This is a genomic window from Flavobacterium sp. (assembly GCF_032153895.1).
In the GTDB taxonomy this organism is placed as follows: Bacteria; Bacteroidota; Bacteroidia; order Flavobacteriales; family Flavobacteriaceae; genus Flavobacterium.
This window is the reverse complement of the sequence record NZ_JALDYN010000002.1, coordinates 100817-124370: the sequence shown is the minus strand read 5'-3', so window position 1 is coordinate 124370 and position 23554 is coordinate 100817. Positions and strand designations below refer to the sequence as shown.

Sequence of the window (23554 nt, the reverse complement as noted above, 5' to 3'; positions counted from 1 at the left end):
TTAGAATTATTTAACAGTTCTGTTATTATTTCACTAACAACTTGTGTGAAGGAGCAAATTTGGTCAGGTTGATTCCGTTTACTGCTTCTGTATACTCTTCGATGGTTGGCGTTCTTCCTAAAATTGTAGAAAGTACTACCACCGGAGTTGAAGACAACAATGACTCTCCTTTTTTCTCCGCAGAATCTTCTACAACACGACCTTGGAACAAACGCGTTGATGTTGCCATAACCGTATCTCCTTTTGCTGCTTTTTCCTGGTTACCCATACAAAGGTTACAACCCGGACGCTCTAAATACAACATATTTTCGTATTCTGTACGTGCAGCACCTTTTGGCGCATCATCGTTAAATTCGAAACCTGAATATTTTTGTAATACTTCCCAGTCACCTTCTGCTTTCAACTCGTCAACGATGTTGTATGTTGGAGGAGCAACTACTAAAGGTGCGTTGAATTTAACTTCCCCTTTTTGCGCTTCCACGTTTTTAAGCATTTGCGCTAAAATTTTCATATCGCCTTTGTGAACCATACACGATCCGATGAAACCTAAATCTACTTTTTTAGTTCCTCCGTAGAAAGAAAGTGGACGAATAGTATCGTGTGTATAACGTTTTGAAACATCAGCGTTGTTTACGTCTGGATCGGCAATCATTGGCTCAGCGATTACATCTAAATCAACTACAACCTCAGCATAATATTTCGCGTTCGCATCTGGTCTCAATGCAGGTTTTTCACCCGATTTAATTTCTGCAATACGCTTATCTGCTTTATTGATTAAGCCTTGAAGGACTTGCTTATGGTTGTCCATTCCTTTATCAATCATGATTTGGATACGGCCTTTCGCAATTTCCAATGATTCTACCAAAGTATCATCTTCCGAAATGCAGATAGACGCTTTTGCTTTCATTTCCGCAGTCCAGTCAGTAAATGTAAACGCTTGGTCAGCTGTTAAAGTTCCGATGTGAACTTCAATAATTCTTCCCTGGAATACGTTTTCACCTCCAAATTGGTGCAACATTTGTGCTTGCGTAGCGTGAACCACATCACGGAAATCCATGTATGATTTCATATCGCCTTTGAAAGTCACTTTTACAGATTCTGGAATTGGCATGGAAGCTTCTCCTGTTGCCAAAGCCAAAGCCACAGTTCCTGAATCGGCACCGAAAGCAACACCTTTTGACATACGAGTGTGAGAATCTCCACCGATAATGATTGCCCATTCATCAATCGTAATATCATTCAACACTTTATGAATAACGTCAGTCATGGAGTGGTAAACGCCTTTCGGGTCACGTGCTGTGATTAATCCGAAATCGTTCATGAATTTCATCAATTTCGGAATATTCGCTTGTGCTTTTTTATCCCAAACCGAAGCGGTGTGACAACCTGATTGGTACGCTCCGTCAACTATTGGAGAAATCGTAGTTGCCGCCATTGATTCTAATTCCTGAGCGGTCATCAATCCTGTAGTGTCCTGAGAACCTACGATGTTAACCTCTACTCGAACATCGGAACCGGAATGCAATACTTTTCCTGGCGTTGTTCCAACTGCGTTTCTGTTGAAGATTTTCTCCACCGCAGTTAAACCTTGCCCTTCGTGAGAGATTTCTTTTGAAGGTGCAAAAACAACCGGTACTTCAACACCTAACGTTTTACCAGCAAATGTTTGTAATTTTTTACCGAATACAATCGCGTAAGATCCACCTGCTTTGATGAATTCCATCTTTTGCGGCGTGAACGCTTTGGCGATATCGATTAATTCTTTATCTCCGTTGTATAATTTTTTAGTTTTGGTATTGATAGTCAAAACCGTTCCAGTTGCTACAGAATAAGCTTCTTCTAAAATTGGCTCTCCGTTTTCGTTGCGAACCAATTCTCCGTTGGCATCTGTTTTTTTAACCCAGTTTTTAAGGTCTAAACCGATACCTCCCGTTACATCAACCGTTGTTAAGAAGATTGGGGAAATTCCGTTAGTTCCTCCTACAATTGGAGCAAAATTTACAAACGGAACGTACGGACTTGCTTGTTTACCGGTCCAAAGTGCTACGTTGTTTACACCCGACATACGTGAAGAACCAACTCCCATCGTACCTTTTTCAGCAATTAGCATTACTGATTTGTCTGGATGTTGTGCTTGAAGTGCTTTGATTTCTTCCTGAGCTTCCGGTGTGATCATACATTTTCCGTGTAATTCACGGTCGGAACGCGAGTGTGCTTGGTTTCCTGGTGATAATAAATCGGTTGAAATATCTCCTTCACCAGCGATGAATGTTATCACTTTAATTTCTTCAGCTACTTCCGGAAGTTTGGTGAAGAATTCCGCTTTTGCGTAGCTTTCTAAAATTTCTTTTGCAATCGCGTTTCCGCTGTTATACGCTGCTTTTAAACGATCCGTATCTGCTTCGTATAAGAAAACCTGAGTTTTTAAAACATCCGCCGCTTGTTTAGCGATATCCGAATCATTTCCTAAAGCCAAATCCAACAATACTTCGATTGATGGACCACCTTTCATATGAGACAACAATTCAAAAGCAAAAGCAGTTGAAATTTCGCTTACTATTGCTTCTCCCAGAATGATCTCTTTTAAAAATTTTGCTTTTACACCAGCCGCAGGTGTAGTTCCCGGCAAAGTGTTATAAATGAAAAAGTTTAAGGAATCTGCTCTATTTGTATTATTTGCATCTTTAATTTGCACAATGATTTCGCTTGTCAATTCTGCACCATCGATAGGTTTAGGATGAAGTCCCTGACCTTTTCTCTCTTCAATCTCTTTGATATAATCGCTGTAAATACTCATTGGAATTTTATTTGAATAAGTTATGTTATTATTTGTTTTTCCTTAAAAGTTGCACAAATTTATACAATCAAATTCAAATTAAAAAATATTTAGCATTTCTTTAATTTCAGAAGAATATTATTTATAAAGATTCTATTTTAATGAATATATTTTATTAAAATTAGAAAAAACAGTGATTATATTACGATTTCTTAATTTTTAAAAAATATTTTAGCAATTCTCAAAAAAAGGGCTGTCAAAATTGATAATTCGGCAGTTTTAGTAGCGGTCACGCAAATCCATAATGGGTTTTTCGAAGTAGCGATAAAGCAAAAAACTCAGCAAAAAAGTAATTAACAAATAGGCGAACGTAAATCCGTGCAACATCGAAGTTGAGAAAGCCTCAGTTGAAATAAAATACTTCATCAACTGCAAAACCACACCATAATGCAATAAATATATGGAATAAGAAATTTTACTAGTAAAAGTGATTGAATTTGTCAGCCAATTACTTTCTGCTTTCCATTCCGATAAAAAAGGTAAAAACAAAGAAAAAGTTATCGAGGTAAGTGGTAAATACAACACATTCCAGAAAAACGGATGCGTGTCAATCAACAATCTGAAAAAGCCGACGCCAACATACATAAAACCAACGAAAACTAATCCAATCAAAGCAAACAAGAATCGTTTCGACTTCCAAATATCAACAAAAACCATACTGAACCAAGCCGCAAGAACGCCAATCAAAATCGAATCAATTCGGTAGATCACCACAGCTTTTAAGGACAAATTCCACTGATTAATATCGATATTTTCAGTAGTGAGCTGATATGCTAATTTGAAGATTAAAAACAAGAGCGTCAGAATAAAAACGATTATAAAAAAAGCTCTCGATTTATTTTTCGGTCTCACTAAAAAACTACAGAACAAGAAGGCTAATGGTAAAAACAAATATGCAAATTCTTCAACCGAAAGGCTCCAGGATTCTGTAAAAAAAGGCTTCATCGTCCAGGCGAAATTCTGTAAAAAGAACGGATAGAAAACTACATCCTTAAGCGAAGTTCCGATGATGAGTGCTATGACGATATTCAGCAGAAGTACCAAATAATAATTCGGCAAGGTTCTAAACCAGCGGCGTTTCAGAAAATAAAACATCGTCTTCGTTGTAAAATCTTCTTTCAGATATAAACGATACAATATTCTTCCGATTAAAAAACCACTCAACACAAAGAAAATTTCAACGCCCCAAAAACCGAACAACTTAAAAATTTCAACCAAAAAACCTTTGCTTTCAGGATAAATCCACAAAACGTGTGAACACAAAACCATTATAATAGCTGCAGCGCGCATCAGGTCTAATCCGAAAATTCTATTCTGTTCCAATTTCTTTACAATTTATACGTTGACAATCTATAGCTATTGATGGGTTTTTCAAAATAACGATAAAACAAATAACTGAGCCCTATCGTCAATGCCAAATAACCAAAGGTAAACAGATTCAGTTCTAATGACGAAAAACTTTTTAAATCAAAGATTTGCATCAACAGAAAAAGCACAATACTATAATGAATCAGATACACCGAATACGAAATATCACAAAAGAATTTCACCGGTTTTTCTAAAACGATTGAACCTTTCTCCCAATGAAGCAACATCGGAAAAAACAACAAAACAATGAGTGAGGCAAACGGAAGCACAAAAACATTCCAAAACCAGGCTGCATTCTCAAGACGTAATCCAAAATAGGCTAATCCTAAAATAAAAAGTACGAAAAACAGAAATCCAAGGACCACAAAAAGCAAACGATGATTTTTAAAAAATGCTGGAAATTCTAAATAAAAACATCCGAAAAGCACACCGAACAATACCGAATCCAACCGATAAAGCACTACCGAACGAACCGATTGACTCCAAACGGCCAAACTCAAATTATCTGAATTAAAATGATAATATATTTTAGCCAAAAAAGAAATGCTAATCAAAAAAGCAATAACGATAAAAAACAATTTCTTCCGGCTTAACCGTGAAAAAATCAGCAATACAAGCAGTAGCAGAGCTAAAGCAATTACATAACCGATTTCCTTAACCGGCAAACTCCAAGATTCCGGAAAAAAGGCAGGAATCGGACGGTTGATGTTCTGCAACAATAAAAAATATTTCCAGATTTCATCAATCGAGAAAGAAAACCAAAGGAAAATTCCGAGGTTGATTAAAAGTACCAAATAATAACTCGGTAAAATTCGGAACAAGCGTCTCAGCAAAAAATCTTTCACATCCCGAAACCGATATTCTCCGTAAACAAACAATTTAAACATCGAACTTCCGATTAAAAAACCGCTCAATCCGAAGAAAAGTTCAATTCCGAAAAAACCACTCAAATCTTTCAATTTTGACAAAACGCCATGACTTTCAGGATAAATCACAGAAGAATGCGAAAACAAAACCATCATAATAGAACCCGCACGCAAAACATCCAACCCGAAAATTCGATTTGATGTATTTCTTGGAGTGCCATTCATTCTTTTGTTTACTTTTGTGATTATGGTTTCGAAAATGAGAAAATCAAAGATATACAAATATTTAGGAGTTGCTTTATTGTTAGGAATAATTGGCGGCGGAATTTGGTATAGCCAGCTCACCAACAGACATAAGGCTATTGTCAAAACGTTTTTCATTCATAAAACCGGATTGGTGGACAACGATTGGATTGTAGACAACAACCAACAGCAATACCGAATGGTATCACCCACTTTTCTTATTGACGGGATTTACAAATCGATGGAAGGTCCGAAAGCGTCACGTTACATTCAATTAGAAAATTCAGATAAGCTACTTTGGATTACAGGTTTTGACGTGGAAGCAATTGATGCTAAAACCAATGAAGCACTTTCCAACGATTTCATTTGTCATATGAATGTCGATATCAATGACACACAATATTACACCCAATGGGATTTGAAAGACCGCATCGGGAAACAATATCCGCGAATGACTTCTCTTTCACACGGTTTGGAACATTTTGATTTCCCAAAAGGTTATGGCGTACCGATAGTGGGAAAAGATTTCCTGTTTGTAACAACGCAAACCTTAAACCACAACCAACCCAAAATTTTCAAAAAAGTAAAACACGAAATTGGCGTGAAATACGAAGCCTACAACAAAACGCAAAAACCTTTAATGACCCGAACGGTTTACATTCAGTTACCTTTTGATAAAAATGACCCTTTCAAAGGACCGCTCGATCCGGCAAGCAATCAGTGTATTCCGGTGGAAACTAAAAATCATACATATTGTGACAAAGCCGGCAATATGCTTTCCGGCCACTGGGTAATTCCGGTTGGCAAAAAAAGCTACAGAAGTTCTATCACGGAACAATTACAGATTAAAGACAGCTTGCGTTTGCATTTTTCGGCTCCGCATGTACATCCGTTTGCCACTTCAATCAGTGTTTTTGATAAGTCGGAAAACAAAATGGTATTTACCTGTAACGTAAAAAACTATATAGACAGAATCGGCCTAGAGAAAATTGATACTTTTAGTTCAAAACAAGGTATTTGGCTATACAGTAATCACGAATACGAACTGGTCATGACCTGTGACAACACTTCGAAAATCGATCAGGACATGATGGGCAGTATGTTTTTGTTTTTCTACGATAAAGAATTGGACGACAAAATTCAAAAACGATTATAAAGAAAAAGGCTCATAAAACTGAGCCTTTTTTATTAAAACAATTTCTTGATTATCGTTTCTTCTGAAATTCCCTCCGCATCCGCTTTGTAGTTTTTAATAATACGATGACGAAGAATCCCGGTTGCTACTGCTTGCACATCTTCAATATCCGGAGAAAACTTCCCATTCAAGGCTGCATGAGTTTTAGCGGCTAAAATTAAATTTTGAGACGCACGTGGTCCTGCTCCCCAATCCAAATAATTTTTAATAAAGTCTGTTGCTAAAGCATTATCAGGACGGGTTTTAGACACTAAAGTAACCGCATATTCAATCACATTGTCTGCCACAGGAATACGACGAATTAAGTGTTGAAAATCGATGATTTCCTGAGCCGAAAACAACGGATTCACTGTAACCGAATAATCCGTAGTAGTCGATTTCACCACTTGCACTTCTTCTGCAAAACTTGGATAATCCAATTTGATGGCGAACATGAAACGGTCTAACTGTGCTTCCGGCAACGGATACGTTCCTTCCTGCTCGATTGGGTTTTGTGTTGCAAGTACAAAAAACGGTAAATCTAATTTGTAATGCTGACCGGCAATCGTAACAGCTTTTTCCTGCATGGCTTCCAGCAAAGCGGCTTGGGTTTTAGGTGGTGTACGGTTGATCTCGTCGGCTAAAATGATATTGGAAAAAATGGGTCCTTTGATGAATTTAAACGAACGATTTTCATCCAAAATTTCACTTCCCAAAATATCGGAAGGCATCAAATCGGGTGTAAACTGAATGCGTTTAAAATCCAAACCTAAAGCTTGTGAAATCGTATTTACCATCAACGTTTTGGCCAATCCCGGAACCCCAACCAACAACGCGTGTCCGCCGGAAAAAATACTCAATACAATTTGATTGACCACTTCATCCTGACCTACAATTACTTTGGCAATTTCTGCTTTAAGGGCTTTCTGTTTCTCAACAAGGTGCTGAATCGCTGCAACGTCCGACATGATTTATCTGTTTAATTAAAAAGAGTTAGTTCTATCATTTCATAAAACTAACTCTTTTACTGATTTTTTAAAAATTTATTTTTTTAACCAATTGCTCGCAAACTCACAGTCTCTGTATTCGCCATTAATCTTAATGTACGTTTCATTGATTTTTTCTTCCGTCCATTTTGCAACTGCTTTAAGCTGTTTTTCTTTCAAAGCCAATTCTTTGATTTTCATATAATCGGTTGAAAAATCTGCGGTGTGCTCTTCGAATCGGTTTGTAACAGTTACCAGTTTGTATCGTCTACTTCCGTTTTGTTCCTGATCGATTAACGGCAAGGACACCTCTCTATCTTTTAAATCTGAAACCTGACTGTATAAAGAAGGATCCATTTTAGTAAGCTCAAAACGAGTTTCCATCGTTCTCGGATTCATTAACAATCCACCGCTGTTTTTGGTTTCTTTCTCATCTGAAAACTGACGAGCCGCTTCAGCAAACGAAATTTCTCCGTCAACAATTCGCTTACGAATACCTTCAATTTTAGTCTTTGCTTCAGCCATAGCTTCCGGGGTAACTTTTGGAGACATTAAAATATGACGAACGTCTAATTCTTGTCCGCGAACTTTTTCAAGATAAATGATATGGAAGCCATACTCTGTTTCAAAAGGCTCTGAAATTTCACCTTCCTGCAAACTGAACGCTACATCTTTGAATTCTTTTACAAACTGAGTCTTTTTGGTCATTTTGTAATAACCTCCGTTGGATTTCGATCCCGGATCTTCAGAATATAAAATCGCTCGGCTAAAGAAACTTGAACCTTCCTGTACTTCTTTTTTAATTTCCTTCAACTTATCGATTACTTTTTGTTTTTCAACATCCGAAACGGCTGGCTTCACAACAATTTGCGCTACTTCCATTTCAGCACCGAAAACCGGCAAATCTTCTTTTGGAATTGCCTTAAAAAAGGTACGAACTTCGTCTGGTGTAATACTTACTTCATCAAAAATCTTACGTTGCATCTGCGAAGTAAGTTTATTCAATTTGATAATATCGAAAAGAGCCGTTTTAAATTCTTCAACATTCTTTTTATTATAAAACTTAACTACTTTATCAATACTACCCGCTTGTTCAACCATTTGATCAATTTGGTTATTCATTATCTCATTGACTTCAGAATCAGTAACTACAACACTATCCTGAATCGCCTGATGTGCATACAAACGATTTTCAAGAAGTGTACCGATCATCTCGCAACGGGTAATATCTGTAGTCGATATTCCCTGAGCCTCCATTTCTACAAAGGTTTTATCGATATCTGAATCTAAAACCACATAATCACCCACTACGGCAACCACTCCATCAATCTTCTTTTTCGAGCTGGGTTGAGCATACATCTGACTGATAGACAACAACATCAGACCAAAAACATACACTGCATTTTTTGACAATATTCTCATTCTTATTTATTTATTAAGCTAAGCTTCTTCTAATTATTTTAATTCGTTTTTTACTTTGGCAAAAGTAGCATCATTTACCTTAATTGAAAATTCCTTCTTCAATTCTTCAACCCAATGCTGCTCTAAATATTGCTGATAATCATTTATCACACGGCCTCTAACCTCATCTAAAGTTTTAACCGCTGGAGCAAATGTTTCATCAATTTGAACAACATAGTAATAATCCCCAACTTTAACGATGTCTGAAATTCCTTTTTTGTATTCGTTCAGTTTTGGTAAGTTTTCAGAACCTACTTCGAAAGTTCCTCCGTTAGTCATTACCTCAACTTTATTGTTTTTGTTCAGTTGTTCTTTGATGTAATCAGCTGACTTTCCTTTCTTTAAAAACTTCTGAGCCTTTTTAATGATATCTTCTTTGGTTGACGAGAAAACATTCGCTTTTACACGCTCTTTCCATTGATACTTGGTTTTATTCAAGTCATAAAACTGTTGCAACCCTAACGAATCGGTTTTTGCTTTCTGCCAGATTTCTTTTTCCATCAAATCGAAAAGCAACAACCCGTCGCGGTATTCATCCATTACATGACCAAACTCCGGGAATTCCTTTTCTAAATTATTATCGTAATATTCCGCTAGTTTAGCATCTACGAAATCATTGTATAATCTTTCGTAAAGCTTCCCTAATGGTTTGATATTCAAATTCGCTTTCTGCTGGTTTGACATATAAGTGACAAACGCCGTAGATTTAACTTTTTGATCTTTATTGATTGTAAACAAAACCTCTTGTGGATCCTTCACTCCCGGCATTTCCCATTCTTGGGTATAAAATTTATCGTTCAAATAAAGCAGACAAGTATTGTAGGCTTTTTTGTTCTGCTCCACTTTATACTTCGCACGTAATTTATCATTCAGCGATTTGCTGATTAATTTGGAACGATCGTCTTTACGGATTCTGGAATCGAATTCCGCCTCAACTTCTTCAATTGGTTTTACGGGATGTTTCTCCAATAATTTGATGATATGCCAACCGAATTCCGATTGAAATGGCTCAGAAATCTGCTCTTTATCTTTCAATGAAAAAGCTGTGTTTTCAAAAATTTCAGAACTCAATTCTCCGGAACCAAATCGCTGTAAGGCACCACCTTTTCCTGAAGATGATTTATCCTGAGAAAACTGTTGTGCTAATGCCTCAAAACTTTCGCCTTGTTTCAATTTTTTATAAACTTCGTCAATAGTCTTTTTAGCCGTTTCAGCTTCGACAGGATTTTGACCATTTAACGTCATAATATGAGCTACAGTAACTTGTCCTCTGTTGTCTCTAACATCATTTACTTTTACCAAATGATATCCAAAACGCGTTCTCACTGGCAAAGAAATACTTCCTTTTGATGTTTTAAATGCCGCAGATTCAAACGGATAGACCATTCTAAAAACTGAAAACCATCCTAAATTTCCTTTATTCTCTTTAGCCGATGGATCTTGCGAATATTGTGTCGCAAGTGTTTCAAAATTTTCACCTGCTAAAGCTTTTTTACGGACATCCATTGCCTGATTGTAAGCCTTTAAAGTATCTGCAGGAGCAGCATTCTCATCAACATTGAATAGAATATGCGACGCTTTTACCTCCTTCAACGAACGCTCATAAGCCTCATTGATCAATTCTTTGGTAACTTTAGTATCCGAAGTATAGTTGCGGGAAAGTTGTGTTCTGTAGGATTTCAATTCATTCTGATACGCCACACCATTTTGCAAGCCTAATTTATTAGCTTTGGCTACTTTCAGTTTGTATCCGATAAACAAGTCCAAATATTGGTTCAAATCTTTTTGCGAATCGTCTTTGACCAAATCCAGATTTTTCCTGTAAACTCTTGCAAACTCGTCAGTATAATACGGTTTATCATCAATGGTAAAAAGAACTTCTTTTTTGATTTCCTGAGCATTGGCAGCAACACCTGAAGCTAAAATCAAGCCCAACAAAACAGCTTTGAATTTCATATAATGAATAGTTTTTGTTTGTATAAATAACGGCAAAAGATCTATTTTCTTTTTGCGACCAACAAAAATAGCAATTCATAGCTATTATACAACCACACTACATACTATTAACAAAAAATTATGCGCAAAATCAGTAGTTTATTTTCAAAAGCATCTTCACAAAATGACTTCTCATAAATTATACCTACTTTTGCAGCCTAAAATTAATGATTGATGAGTTTTCAGAAAGAAATACAACGCAGAAGAACCTTCGGAATTATTTCCCACCCCGATGCCGGTAAAACTACCTTAACCGAAAAGCTACTTCTATTCGGAGGAGCGATTCAGGAAGCCGGAGCGGTAAAAAGCAATAAAATCAAGAAAGGAGCCACTTCCGATTTCATGGAAATTGAGCGCCAGAGAGGAATTTCGGTTGCCACTTCCGTGTTAGCTTTCAACTACAAAGACAAAAAAATCAACATTTTAGATACGCCGGGTCACAAAGATTTCGCCGAAGACACTTTCAGAACTTTAACCGCCGTAGACAGCGTAATTGTAGTGATTGACGTTGCCAAAGGGGTTGAAGAACAAACCGAAAAATTGGTAGAAGTGTGCCGTATGCGTAACATTCCAATGATTGTTTTCATCAACAAATTGGACCGTGAAGGAAAAGATGCGTTTGATTTGATGGACGAAGTGGAAAAAAAACTTGGTCTTCACGTTACGCCGTTGAGTTTTCCGATTGGTATGGGATACGACTTCAAGGGAATTTACAATATTTGGGAGAAAAACATCAACTTATTTGAAGGTGATAGTCGTAAAAATATTGAAGAAACCATCGCATTTGACGACGTAAACAACCCGGAGTTAAGTAAAATTATCGGTGAAAAACCAGCCGATAAACTGCGCGAAGAATTAGAATTAGTTTCCGAAGTATACCCAGCGTTCAATCGTGAAGATTATTTGGAAGGAAAATTACAGCCCGTATTTTTTGGTTCGGCTTTGAACAACTTTGGAGTTCGTGAATTGTTGGATTGTTTTGTCGAAATCGCACCAACGCCACGACCAAAAGATTCTGATACCAGAGAAGTGAAGCCGGATGAAAATAAATTTTCAGGTTTCGTCTTTAAAATTCACGCAAATATGGATCCGAAGCACCGTGACCGTTTAGCGTTTATCAAAATTGTATCGGGTACTTTCGAAAGAAACAAACCGTATTTGCATGTACGTTTGAATAAAAATCTGAAATTTTCAAGCCCGAATGCCTTTTTTGCCGAAAGAAAAGAAATTGTTGACATTTCGTATCCAGGTGACATTGTCGGATTACACGATACCGGAAATTTCAAAATTGGGGATACGTTAACCGAAGGCGAATTGATGCAGTTTAAAGGAATTCCGAGTTTCTCGCCGGAACATTTCCGTTACATCAATAATGCCGATCCGATGAAAGCAAAACAACTTGAAAAAGGGGTTGACCAGTTAATGGACGAAGGTGTTGCGCAGTTATTTACGTTGGAAATGAACAATCGAAAAGTAATCGGAACGGTTGGAGCGCTTCAGTATGAAGTAATTCAGTACCGATTGGAACACGAATACGGTGCAAAATGTTCGTATGAAAATTTCCCTGCTTTTAAAGCGTGTTGGGTAAAACCGGAAGATGCTAAAAATGAGGAATTTGCCGAATTCAAACGTATCAAACAGAAGTTTTTAGCCAAAGACAAATACGGACAATTGGTGTTTTTAGCGGATTCGGATTTCTCTATTCAGATGACACAGAGTAAATATCCATCGGTTAAATTGCATTTTACTTCGGAATTTGATTAATGCAATTAATTAACTATCAACATGGTTGATACAACGAGAGAATTAATATATTTGCCATCAGAAACAAAGATTATGAAGTCAACACTTTTAAAAATATACATTTTTAGTTTTTTATTCATGACGGATTTCATCATGGCGCAACCCGGAACCGATGACGGTGGCGGCGGATTAGAAGACGATGATCCACCACCAGCACCAATCAATTCCAAGTTGATTATTTTAGCAGCTTTCGGAATTTTGTATGCTGCTTACTATTTTAAAAACAGAAAACAAACTGCATAAAAAAATCCACCGTTTGGTGGATTTTTTCTTTTTTAAATATTTTTTAGAATAGTATTTTCTTCTGAACCACCAATCCGTCTTGCGTTGTAATTCTTACCAACAACACTGAGTTTTCCATTCTTAAATTTGAAAACACAATCACATTGGCATCGATGTCTTTTTTGTCAGCGAGTAACTTTCCTTCAATATTGTACACTGAAACCTGATTCAAATTATCTGATTTCGATGTTACCATTAAATTACCATCTGTATTTTTAAAAACTGTGACAGCATTAGCAAAAAGCTGCTCGTCAGAACCTAAAGTAGATTCTTGGTAATGAATTTCAAAACGATTGTCAAACGCTCCAACATCCGATGTGAAATTGTAATCTGACGCTTTGATATCATGCATTACATTCAGCATATTATCTTTTAGATAAATATTCTGAGTTCCGGTAAAAATTCCGTCCAAATGATCGACAGCAATAGTATGCGAACCCGAAAAAGTGGTTTTAAAACTCAATGGCACCACATCGGTTATAGCAAAAGTTGGACGACCTTGAATGATATACTTCGTTCCATCAATATCCATGTTTAATGAAACCGGCGCGTCTTCAATAGCTTTTCCGTCGATTCCAAAATCAACATCTAAAGTTGCCGAATCGAAATAGCCAACCAACATTTGATTGTTCGCTCCGGATGTATTGGAAACATTCAGCCAAATTCTGTCACCAGATAACTCATCATTAGAAACTGCTGTTTTAAAGAACTGATTTGCAGTATTGGTTGAACGCATGGCATTGGTAAAAGCTACCGTCGTCGAACTTCCGGTCATTTCAACAAGAAAACCTTGTCCGGTTCGCAAAATCCCATTAGGATTAACAACCTGAGCTTCGCCATTACTTACAAAACCGGCTGTTGTCCAAGTACAATAACCTGGTTCTGTATTGGCGTTATTCGTTTTTCTCCAAAAGTATAATGTTCCTGTAATATTTCCCGAATTTCCATTTACAAAACTCGTCATATTAACTGGTGAAGGATACGGATTCGAAATGGCATTATATCTAAACCCTGCTCCACCGTTACTCGTTGTTAAATTGATGGCTCCATTATTAGGAACACCTGTGTACTGACCGTTCCAAATAGTTGGCGTAGTTGGATGATTATTAGGCATTCGAATTAAATAACCTTTTCCAAGTGCAAAATTACCTGAAGGTGAAATTGACGTATAAACATTCGTTGAGGGCGTATATTCATAGAAACGATTAGCCAAGGTTTGCGGTGAAAAACTCAACAAATTCTGATTCGAAACCGGAGAACCCCACATCGTATAATCCTGACGCATCAAAGCGGAACTGTTTCTGTTTACTGTAATATTCCCGGTATTGCTCACATTATTCACCTGAACCAGATTAGCATTATTCTGAAGTACAAATGAGGCTCCCGAAGCGACATTAAGAGCGTTTGTTATGGTTAAATTGTTTCCAGAAATTACGGTTATAACAGAAGTTCCATTAAGAGCTAATGATGCTGCCAATGCGTTTATTCCTGAAATTTGAATGCTGCCTGAATTAATTATAACATTCGTGGCTGCTGTCGGCACTATTCCACAACTCCAATTGCCTGCAGTACTCCATTGATTGTTTATTGCTCCCGTCCATTGATTGGTGGAATTAATCACAACTGTTGAGGAACCGGAAATCATTATTGAACAAGGAGCTAGGCTAATTGAAACCAAAGTAAGTGTTTGATTGACTGTCACTCCTGAAATTGTTACAGCAGCCGATCCACCTGTTAAAGTTATCACTTGATTAGCTCCTCCGTTTATGGTATAAGTTACAGTCGCACCAGTAGTTCCTGATAAGTTAAAAATAGCATTACCTCCAGCACAAACAGGACTATTATTACTCACAATGGATGCATTCAACTGCGGTATAACTGTAATAGTTGCAACGGTACTATTAGCTGTACATCCAAAATTATTAACCAAAACCACTCTGTAATATCTTGTGACAGTTAAGTTGGAAACCGTCAAAGAAGCCGAAGTATTACTCACATCAACCACACCGGAAGAAAAATCACTAACAAGGGAATACTGCCATTTTTGAATCGTACCACTATGCCCTGAAAGTGTTAATGCAGTACTATTAATTCCGTAACAAACTGTTGCACTTCCGGACAAGGTACCTCCATTCGGCACATTTCTAACACGAACTCTAGCCGAAGTACTATTCACTTGGGCGCAATTTCCACTCTGAACAACTGCTCGATAATATGTTGTAGTCGTTAAATTCGTAACAGTTAATGTCGTAGCAGTATTGGCAATATCTACCGGATTGTTGAAATTTTGTTGAAGAGAAGATTGCCATTTGACAACCGCTCCCGTATGACCCGATAAGGTTAAGGTAGTGGAATTGTTTCCGTAACAGACATCTACATCGGAATTTACATCCCCTCCTACAGTTTGCGGAGTTACCGTAACCGTAACTACAGCACTAAAAATAGTTCCACAGCCTCCTGTCAGCCTCGCCCTGTAATAGCGCGTTGCCGTTAATGTTCCCATTTGACCCGAAGTCAGAGTAGCATTAGTTGCGCCGTTGATGTTCACAAAGGTAACATTATCTGTTGAGCGTTGCCATTGAATCGTACCTGTACTGCCGGACAAAACTATATTGGCCGGTTGCGTTCCCGAACAAATACTTTGATCTGAAGAAACAGTACCAGCTGTTGGATTAACTGTTATTGTAGCTACATTACTATTTGCCTCACACAACCCATTCGTCACAACGCAACGATAATAAGTTGTAGTTGCTACGTTAACAGCGGTATAACTGGTAGTCGTATTGGCTATATCCACTACTCCTGAAGAAAAATCATTAACGGGTGACGATTGCCATTTTACAACACTTCCGGTATGACCCGACAAGGTTAAAGTTGTACTGTTTGCACCTGGACAAACCGAAGTACTTCCGCTTATGGTTCCACCCGTTGGAAGTGGATTAACCGTAAAAAGTGGTGAAGCTCCAGTTCCGTTAAATCCTCCTAAAAACAAAGGTCCAATCGAAGCTAAAGAAATTCTATAATTGCCCGAAGCGGTGGTAGGAATCGTCACTAAGGCCTGAACTCCTGAATTGACAGCACCATTTCCCGTTGTGAACGTATAAGGCAAAAGCGTCGCAACTCCGATAGCACTGTATGGAGCACCACCAGTATTGGAACTCAAACAAGCAATAAAAACTGTATCGGAATCGTATTGACCGTTGTTACCATTCCCATTGGTTGTGGTAAAAGTTAGCGTTACTTGTTGTCCTGCACATACCGGATTTGGCAGCACAGAATTGACTTGAATAGATTGTGAAAAAACATTTAAACCCCATAAAACAAATAATAAACAAATCGTTTTATGAATTTTAACCGAACAAGTTTTTTGTTTAAATAGTAATTTTATTATCAACATCCACCGAATATTTAACAACTCTATCTTATAAAGTTACCAATTAAAAGGTGAAAAATCACTTTTTTTAATCAAAATCGATAAAAGACAAGAATTATTACAAAAAAACCTCCAAAATAATGGAGGTTCAATTTAATGAATTATCTTTTTTGATATTCGGATTCCGGTTGTGTTTTGTATTTCAACCAACCATACTGAATGTTTGGGATTAAGCGGAACTTCAACAATATTATCTTTTATATCATTTTTTTGAGCGACAAGTCTTCCTTGTAAATCATAAATTCTTACGCTTTGAAGTAATGATCCTGAATTTCTTACTGTAATTAATTCACTATCGGAATAAACAATAAAATTATTTTCGTCGCTTGCAACATCCGAATTTCCTAAAGTAGTATTTGCATATACAACTTCAAACCTATTTGAAAAGTTTCCAATTTCAGACACAAAATTATAATTACTTTGTTTCAAATCGTGCAAAACACCAATTGCTTTATCTTTAAGATAAATTGCTTGATGTCCTGCAAATACGCCTTGTAACTGCTCTATGGAAATTGTAAACTGACCTGCTACATCCGTTTTAAAAGTTAAAGGAACAACATCGGAAACATCAAATGCTGATCTTCCTTGAATAACGTAATCCTCTCCATTTATCAGTGTTGTCAGACTAAGTTTGGAGTCTTCTAACGCCTTACCGTCAATTGCATAATCAACACCTTCGGTTGCTTCGTCAAAATACCCTAATAACATTTGACTTTTATCAGCTGATGAACCATTTTGAACATTAAGATAAATTTTATCTCCAATCAATTCTTCATTGGCAGAAGTAGATTTAAAAAATTGATCTGCAGTATTTCCTATACGCATACTGTTATTAAAAACCACAGTTGTTTCGGCATTGAGCATTTCCACCAAAAAACCTTGACCTGTTCTTAAAATCCCATTAGGGTTCACAACTTGCGTTTCACCATTACTCACAAAACCTGCAAGTGTCCATGTACAATATCCAGGATCTGTGGCAGCACTATTTGTTTTTCTCCAAAAATATAGTGTTCCGGTTATTCTTGTATTATTTCCATTGACAAAACTACTCATTCTCACTGGGGAAGGATAAGGATTCCCAATAGCATTAAATCGCAATCCTGAACCACCGTTCACAGTCGTCAAATTGATTGTTCCGTTGTTAGGCACACCTGTGAATTGTCCGTTCCAAATAGTTGGTGTTGTTGGATGATTGTTAGGCATTCGGATTAAATACCCTTTTCCCGTTTCAAAATTGTTGCTAGAGGGATTAACCGAACTATATGTATTTGTCAAGGCATTATAGTCATAAAACCTATTCGATAAAGTTAGAGGCGAAAAAGACAGTAGATTTTGAGCTGTTACCGGAGAAGACCACAAAGTATAGTCCTGGCGCATCAAAGGTGAACTGTTTCTAAAAACGTGAATCGATCCTGAATTGGGTCCGGTATATGAAGTTTGCATTAGGTTTGCATTATTCTCCATTGTAAGATTACCATCGCCTAACACTGTGACCGCCCCCGAAACTGTTAAATTATAACCGGAAGCAACAGTTAACAAACTTCCAGGTTGCAGAGTCAGCTCTTTAGCGTTTGCAGTTACAGCAACAATCGGATTATTCACCGCAGGCAATATTATTGCACTGCTCGCTGAACTTGGAACTCTGTTACAACTCCAGTTAGCAGGATCATTCCATGCAGAACTCAAAGTACCTAACCATCTATTTTTTCTAACCGCGATAGCCTCATTTAATGATGTTGCAACAGAACAACCTCCAGAGCCTTGCGCTAAGACTCTATAATTCCAGGTAGCTTCATCCGTTCCATAGGCAACGTTAATCGTAAGAATACTTGAAATCACTGTTCCTCCTGCATTAATACGCTGTTCCGTTGAATAACTTATTCCTGAAATAGGAAACAAGTTTAAATCCTGCCATACACCTGGGGCAGACTCAACTTGCCAAACAAAAACAACTGAATTAACATTGCCTGCAAAAACAGAACATGTTCCATTGGTGGTGCTCACAACTAATTTTTTGAAAGTACCCGTACACACATCTGTAGTGATTTGATCCAAATTATTATTAAAGGTAACTTGCCCTTTAATAAAACCTGACATCATTATCAAAATAAAACAGAGTAATTTTTGGAAATTCACTTTTGAAAAAAACATTGCAATGGTAGATTAATTGAAAATGGGGGTTACTATAATTTTAAGAAGTATACAGAGAACACAATCGTTATGCTTGACCTGTTGGACCGAAATTCAATGGAATTGGCGGCTGCTCAACTTCTTTAATTTCTCCATTAGCCGCTTCAAAACGATGAATATTTTCACCTAAAGCACGTAACAAACGCTTAGCATGTTGTGGCGTCAACACAATTCTTGATTTTACTTTTGCTTTTGGTACACCAGGCATAATGCTTACAAAGTCTAACACAAACTCCGTATTCGAATGGTTGATGATAGCCAAATTGGAATAAGTTCCTTCAGCAGTTTGTTCATCTAATTCTATATTGATTTGCGCCGGATTGGTATTTTTATCGCTCATTTTTAACACTTTAGTTTGATTGTACAAAAATATAAAATCCCAGCAGTTATACACTACTGGGATTCATAAATATAACAAGAATTTTAAATCTTAATAATTAAATTCTTCTTTGGCAGCCAACAATTCGTTGAACTCTTCTTTAGAACCTACGATCGTGTTATCGTAATCTCTCATACCGGTTCCGGCAGGGATTCTGTGTCCTACGATAACGTTCTCTTTCAATCCTTCTAAATCGTCCACTTTACCAGCTACAGCAGCTTCGTTCAATACTTTCGTAGTTTCCTGGAACGATGCCGCAGAAATAAACGATTTCGTCTGTAACGATGCTCTTGTAATACCTTGAAGTACCGGAGTTGCCGTTGCAGGAACTACATCTCTAGCCACTACCAAGTTCTGATCATTACGTTTCAGAATTGAGTTTTCATCACGCAATTCTCTAGGCGATACAATCTGACCAGGTTTTAAAGTTTGAGAATCTCCAGCATCTTCAACCACTTTCATTCCGTATAATTTGTCATTTTCAGCGATAAAATCAGAAGTGTGTGCCAATTGCTCTTCTAAGAACAACGTATCACCCGGATCCTGAATTTGTACTTTACGCATCATCTGACGAATTACCACCTCAAAGTGTTTGTCGTTGATTTTTACCCCTTGCAAACGGTAAACCTCCTGAATCTCGTTAACCAAATACTGCTGAACAGCTGATGGCCCTTGGATTCTTAAGATATCTTCTGGAGTAATTGCTCCATCCGACAATGGCATACCTGCTTTCACGAAGTCATTCTCTTGAACTAAGATTTGGTTTGATAATTTCACCAAGTATTTCTTGATTTCACCAAATTTAGATTCGATCACGATTTCACGATTACCACGCTTGATTTTACCAAACGATACTACACCGTCAATTTCAGACACTACCGCCGGGTTGGAAGGATTACGAGCCTCTAACAACTCGGTAATTCTTGGCAAACCTCCGGTAATATCACCCGCTTTCGAAGAACGACGAGGGATTTTTACTAAAATTTTACCTGCTTTAATTTTCTCACCGTTGTCAACCATTAAGTGAGCACCCACCGGTAAGTTGTACGAACGGATTAGTTCACCGTCTTTTCCGTAGATCAATAAAGTAGGAATTAATTTTTTATTTCTTCCTTCAGTAATAACTTTCTCCTGGAATCCGGTTTGCTCATCGATTTCAACCATGAACGATTGTCCTTGCTCGATATCTTCATAAGCTACTTTACCGGTAAATTCAGAGATAATTACACCATTATACGGATCCCATTTACAGATGGTAGCACCTTTAGCAACTACGTCGCCGTCTTTTACAAAAATGCTTGAACCGTAAGGAATGTTATGTGTGTTTAAAACAATACCTGTTTTTTCATCTACCAATTTCAATTCCGTTGAACGAGAAATTACGATATCCACAACGTTTCCTTCGTTATCTTCTCCTTTAACCGTTTTCAAATCTTCGATTTCCAATTTACCTCCGAAACGTGCAACGATGCTTGATTCTTCAGAAATACCTCCAGCAACCCCTCCAACGTGGAACGTACGAAGTGTTAACTGTGTACCCGGCTCACCAATTGATTGTGCTGCAATAACACCAACCGCTTCACCTTTCTGCGTCATCTTACCTGTTGCCAAGTTTCTTCCGTAACATTTAGCACAGATTCCTTTTTCTGCCTCACATGTAAGCGGAGAACGAACCTCTACTCTTTCAACCGGAGAAGCATCAATAGCTTTAACGATTGCTTCCGTAATCTGCTCACCAGCCGGAACAATTACGTCTCCGTTTAGTGGATTGATTACATCTTGTAACGCAACACGTCCTAAGATTCTTTCTCCTAAAGTTTCTACAATCTCTTCGTTTTTCTTTAAAGCCGAAACTTCAACACCACGAAGCGTACCACAATCTACAGAGTTTACGATTACATCCTGAGATACGTCATGTAAACGACGAGTCAAGTAACCCGCATCCGCAGTTTTTAACGCCGTATCCGCAAGACCTTTACGAGCACCGTGCGTAGAGATGAAGTATTCTAAGATCGAAAGTCCTTCTTTAAAGTTCGATAAGATCGGGTTTTCAATAATTTCACCACCACCAGCAGTTGATTTTTTCGGCTTAGCCATCAAACCACGCATACCGGTTAACTGACGAATCTGCTCTTTCGATCCACGGGCTCCAGAATCAAGCATCATATATACCGAGTTGAAACCTTGCTGGTCTTCACGGATATTTTTCATCGCTAATTCTGTTAACTGTGCATTGGCAGAAGTCCAGATGTCAATAACTTGGTTGTAACGCTCATTATTGGTAATAAGACCCATGTTATAGTTCATCGAGATACCTTCAACTTGCTCTCTGGCATCTGCAATCAACTGATCTTTTTGCTCTGGAATACGGATATCACCTAAAGAGAAAGACAATCCTCCTTTAAATGCAAATTTGTATCCCATATCTTTCATGTTGTCCAAGAAACCTGCTGTAGTAGGCACATCGGTTACACTTAAAATGTGTCCGATAATGTCTCTCAAGTTACGTTTGGTCAACACTTCATTGATGTATCCTGCTGCTTCCGGAACTACCTCGTTAAACAAGATTCTTCCTGCAGTTGTTTGGATAACTTTATAAACTAATTCTCCGTTTTCGTTGAAATCTTTTGTTCTGATTTTAACGCGGGCATTCAACTCTACTCTTCCTTCATTAAGTGCGATGTTACACTCTTCTGCAGAATAGAAAGTCAAACCTTCACCTAAAATTTTGTGATCCGGTGTAGACAAACGCTCTTTGGTCATATAATAAAGACCCAAAACCATGTCCTGAGAAGGTACCGTGATTGGTGCACCATTCGCCGGGTTCAAGATATTGTGAGAAGCCAACATTAATAATTGTGCCTCTAAAATAGCTTCTGGCCCTAACGGCAAGTGAACTGCCATCTGGTCACCGTCGAAATCCGCGTTGAACGCCGTACACGTTAATGGGTGTAACTGGATCGCTTTTCCTTCAATCAATTTCGGCTGGAATGCCTGAATACCTAAACGGTGCAAAGTAGGTGCACGGTTAAGTAGTACCGGGTGTCCTTTGATTACGTTTTCAAGAATATCCCATACTACCGGCTCTTTTTTGTCGATGATTTTCTTAGCCGACTTAACTGTCTTAACAATTCCTCTCTCGATTAACTTACGGATAACGAATGGTTTGTACAATTCAGCAGCCATATCTTTCGGAAGACCACACTCGTACATTTTCATCTCAGGTCCAACGACGATTACCGAACGTGCTGAATAATCCACACGTTTACCTAATAAGTTCTGACGGAAACGCCCTTGTTTACCTTTTAATGAATCGGATAACGATTTTAATGGTCTGTTCGATTCGGTTTTAACAGCAGAAGCTTTTCTTGTGTTGTCGAATAACGAGTCTACAGATTCCTGTAACATACGTTTTTCGTTACGCAAGATTACTTCCGGCGCTTTGATTTCCATTAAACGCTTCAAACGGTTGTTACGGATGATTACACGACGGTATAAGTCATTCAAATCCGAAGTCGCGAAACGACCACCATCAAGCGGCACTAACGGACGTAATTCTGGCGGGATCACCGGAATAACTTTCAAAATCATCCACTCAGGAAGGTTCTCTCTGTTGTTGTTAGCCTCACGGAAAGATTCTACAACCTGAAGACGTTTTAACGCTTCTGTTTTTCTTTGTTTAGAAGTTTCGTTATTAGCAGCGTGACGCAATTCGTATGACAAGGCATCCAAATCAGTACGAGCTAATAAGTCCATGATACACTCCGCACCCATCTTCGCGATGAATTTGTTCGGATCGGTATCATCTAAATATTGATTTTCCATTGGAAGCGTATCCTGAATGTTCAGGTATTCTTCTTCTGTAAGGAAATCTAAACGGTTTAATGCTTCTCCGTCCGGACCTTTTGCAATACCCGGCTGGATTACTACGTAACGCTCGTAGTAAATGATCATGTCTAATTTCTTAGACGGTAATCCTAAGATATACCCGATTTTGTTCGGAAGCGAACGGAAATACCAGATGTGAGCGATAGGCACTACCAAATTGATATGTCCAACACGGTCACGACGTACTTTTTTCTCCGTAACTTCAACCCCACAACGGTCACAAACGATTCCTTTATAACGGATTCTTTTGTATTTTCCACAAGCACATTCGTAATCTTTTACAGGACCGAAAATTCTTTCACAGAAAAGACCGTCACGCTCTGGTTTGTGGGTACGATAATTGATGGTTTCCGGTTTTAAAACCTCACCTCTTGACTCAGCCAAAATAGACTCTGGAGATGCAAGACCGATAGAAATTCTATTGAATCTTTTGATCGTATTTTTATCTTTATTTCTATTATTCATCATAGTTTTTACTATTGATTTAATGCAATTAAAAATTGTTTTTTGACCTGTTTTTACTTCTTTTCAAAAATAAATTCATCATGTCACTACCTCGAATTACTTCTCTAAACTTCAAACTCTCACTTGAAGTGCTAATTATACAATGCCGCGCATTGGTATAAAAAATCGGAACGGGTTACGGGTAT

13 protein-coding genes are annotated in these 23554 nt (G+C 37.8%); 3 read left to right on the top strand and 10 right to left on the bottom strand.

What is annotated here, in order from left to right:
- Positions 1 to 25 precede the first annotated feature (25 nt).
- From RUH60_RS01720 to RUH60_RS01710, 3 genes are all read right to left on the bottom strand, one after another.
- Positions 26 to 2797: a bifunctional aconitate hydratase 2/2-methylisocitrate dehydratase gene (locus RUH60_RS01720; protein WP_313804484.1), complete on the bottom strand. Its 2772-nt coding sequence runs from the start codon at positions 2795 to 2797 to the stop codon at positions 26 to 28.
- A gap of 258 nt (positions 2798 to 3055) precedes the next feature.
- On the bottom strand, positions 3056 to 4159 hold the full coding sequence (locus tag RUH60_RS01715) for an acyltransferase (protein WP_313804481.1): 1104 nt from the start codon (positions 4157 to 4159) through the stop codon (positions 3056 to 3058).
- 5 nt (positions 4160 to 4164) lie between these two features.
- Complete coding sequence (locus RUH60_RS01710) at positions 4165 to 5295, bottom strand: acyltransferase (protein WP_313804478.1); 1131 nt, start codon at positions 5293 to 5295, stop codon at positions 4165 to 4167.
- A gap of 34 nt (positions 5296 to 5329) precedes the next feature.
- Between RUH60_RS01710 and RUH60_RS01705 the strand changes: the two genes are divergently transcribed.
- A complete protein-coding gene (locus tag RUH60_RS01705) occupies positions 5330 to 6469 on the top strand; it encodes a hypothetical protein (protein ID WP_313804475.1) in 1140 nt (379 codons plus the stop codon).
- A 32-nt stretch (positions 6470 to 6501) separates the two neighbouring features.
- On the opposite strand, the gene RUH60_RS01700 is transcribed toward RUH60_RS01705, so the two are convergent.
- From RUH60_RS01700 to RUH60_RS01690, 3 genes are all read right to left on the bottom strand, one after another.
- Positions 6502 to 7455, bottom strand: coding sequence for a MoxR family ATPase (locus tag RUH60_RS01700; protein ID WP_313804472.1), 954 nt, complete (start codon positions 7453 to 7455; stop codon positions 6502 to 6504).
- 75 nt (positions 7456 to 7530) lie between these two features.
- Positions 7531 to 8895, bottom strand: a complete 1365-nt coding sequence (locus tag RUH60_RS01695) for a peptidylprolyl isomerase (RefSeq protein WP_313804469.1) — start codon at positions 8893 to 8895, stop codon at positions 7531 to 7533.
- A 33-nt stretch (positions 8896 to 8928) separates the two neighbouring features.
- Positions 8929 to 10890, bottom strand: a complete 1962-nt coding sequence (locus RUH60_RS01690) for a peptidylprolyl isomerase (RefSeq protein ID WP_313804466.1) — start codon at positions 10888 to 10890, stop codon at positions 8929 to 8931.
- A 213-nt stretch (positions 10891 to 11103) separates the two neighbouring features.
- Here RUH60_RS01690 and RUH60_RS01685 point away from each other — a divergent pair, with 213 nt between their 5' ends.
- Positions 11104 to 12693 carry a peptide chain release factor 3 gene (locus RUH60_RS01685; protein WP_313804463.1) on the top strand — a complete coding sequence of 530 codons (1590 nt, stop codon included), beginning with the start codon at positions 11104 to 11106 and terminating at the stop codon, positions 12691 to 12693.
- Positions 12694 to 12765: 72 nt separating this feature from the next.
- Entirely contained in the window at positions 12766 to 12975 is a 210-nt protein-coding gene (locus RUH60_RS01680; RefSeq protein WP_313804461.1) for a hypothetical protein, read from the top strand.
- 43 nt (positions 12976 to 13018) lie between these two features.
- Here RUH60_RS01680 and RUH60_RS01675 read toward each other — a convergent pair whose 3' ends face one another.
- The 4 genes from RUH60_RS01675 to rpoC all read right to left on the bottom strand — a co-directional run bounded on the left by RUH60_RS01675 (position 13019) and on the right by rpoC (position 23372).
- Positions 13019 to 16288: a hypothetical protein gene (locus tag RUH60_RS01675; RefSeq protein ID WP_313804458.1), complete on the bottom strand. Its 3270-nt coding sequence runs from the start codon at positions 16286 to 16288 to the stop codon at positions 13019 to 13021.
- 252 nt (positions 16289 to 16540) lie between these two features.
- Complete coding sequence (locus RUH60_RS01670) at positions 16541 to 18451, bottom strand: hypothetical protein (RefSeq protein ID WP_313804455.1); 1911 nt, start codon at positions 18449 to 18451, stop codon at positions 16541 to 16543.
- 214 nt (positions 18452 to 18665) lie between these two features.
- On the bottom strand, positions 18666 to 18977 hold the full coding sequence (locus tag RUH60_RS01665) for a DUF3467 domain-containing protein (RefSeq protein ID WP_313804452.1): 312 nt from the start codon (positions 18975 to 18977) through the stop codon (positions 18666 to 18668).
- 90 nt (positions 18978 to 19067) lie between these two features.
- Complete coding sequence (rpoC, locus tag RUH60_RS01660) at positions 19068 to 23372, bottom strand: DNA-directed RNA polymerase subunit beta' (protein WP_313804449.1); 4305 nt, start codon at positions 23370 to 23372, stop codon at positions 19068 to 19070.
- Between the last annotated feature and the right edge of the window lie 182 nt (positions 23373 to 23554).

Bases quoted from the DNA above. Each gene is read 5' to 3' on its own strand.
- RUH60_RS01720 (WP_313804484.1), bottom strand. From the start codon at position 2,797: ATGAGTATTTACAGCGATTATATCAAAGAGATTGAAGAGAGAAAAGGT.
- RUH60_RS01710 (WP_313804478.1), bottom strand. From the start codon at position 5,295: ATGAATGGCACTCCAAGAAATACATCAAATCGAATTTTCGGGTTGGAT.
- RUH60_RS01705 (WP_313804475.1), top strand. From the start codon at position 5,330: ATGAGAAAATCAAAGATATACAAATATTTAGGAGTTGCTTTATTGTTA.
- RUH60_RS01700 (WP_313804472.1), bottom strand. From the start codon at position 7,455: ATGTCGGACGTTGCAGCGATTCAGCACCTTGTTGAGAAACAGAAAGCC.
- RUH60_RS01695 (WP_313804469.1), bottom strand. From the start codon at position 8,895: ATGAGAATATTGTCAAAAAATGCAGTGTATGTTTTTGGTCTGATGTTG.
- RUH60_RS01690 (WP_313804466.1), bottom strand. From the start codon at position 10,890: ATGAAATTCAAAGCTGTTTTGTTGGGCTTGATTTTAGCTTCAGGTGTT.
- RUH60_RS01685 (WP_313804463.1), top strand. From the start codon at position 11,104: ATGAGTTTTCAGAAAGAAATACAACGCAGAAGAACCTTCGGAATTATT.
- RUH60_RS01680 (WP_313804461.1), top strand. From the start codon at position 12,766: ATGAAGTCAACACTTTTAAAAATATACATTTTTAGTTTTTTATTCATG.
- RUH60_RS01665 (WP_313804452.1), bottom strand. From the start codon at position 18,977: ATGAGCGATAAAAATACCAATCCGGCGCAAATCAATATAGAATTAGAT.
- rpoC (WP_313804449.1), bottom strand. From the start codon at position 23,372: ATGATGAATAATAGAAATAAAGATAAAAATACGATCAAAAGATTCAAT.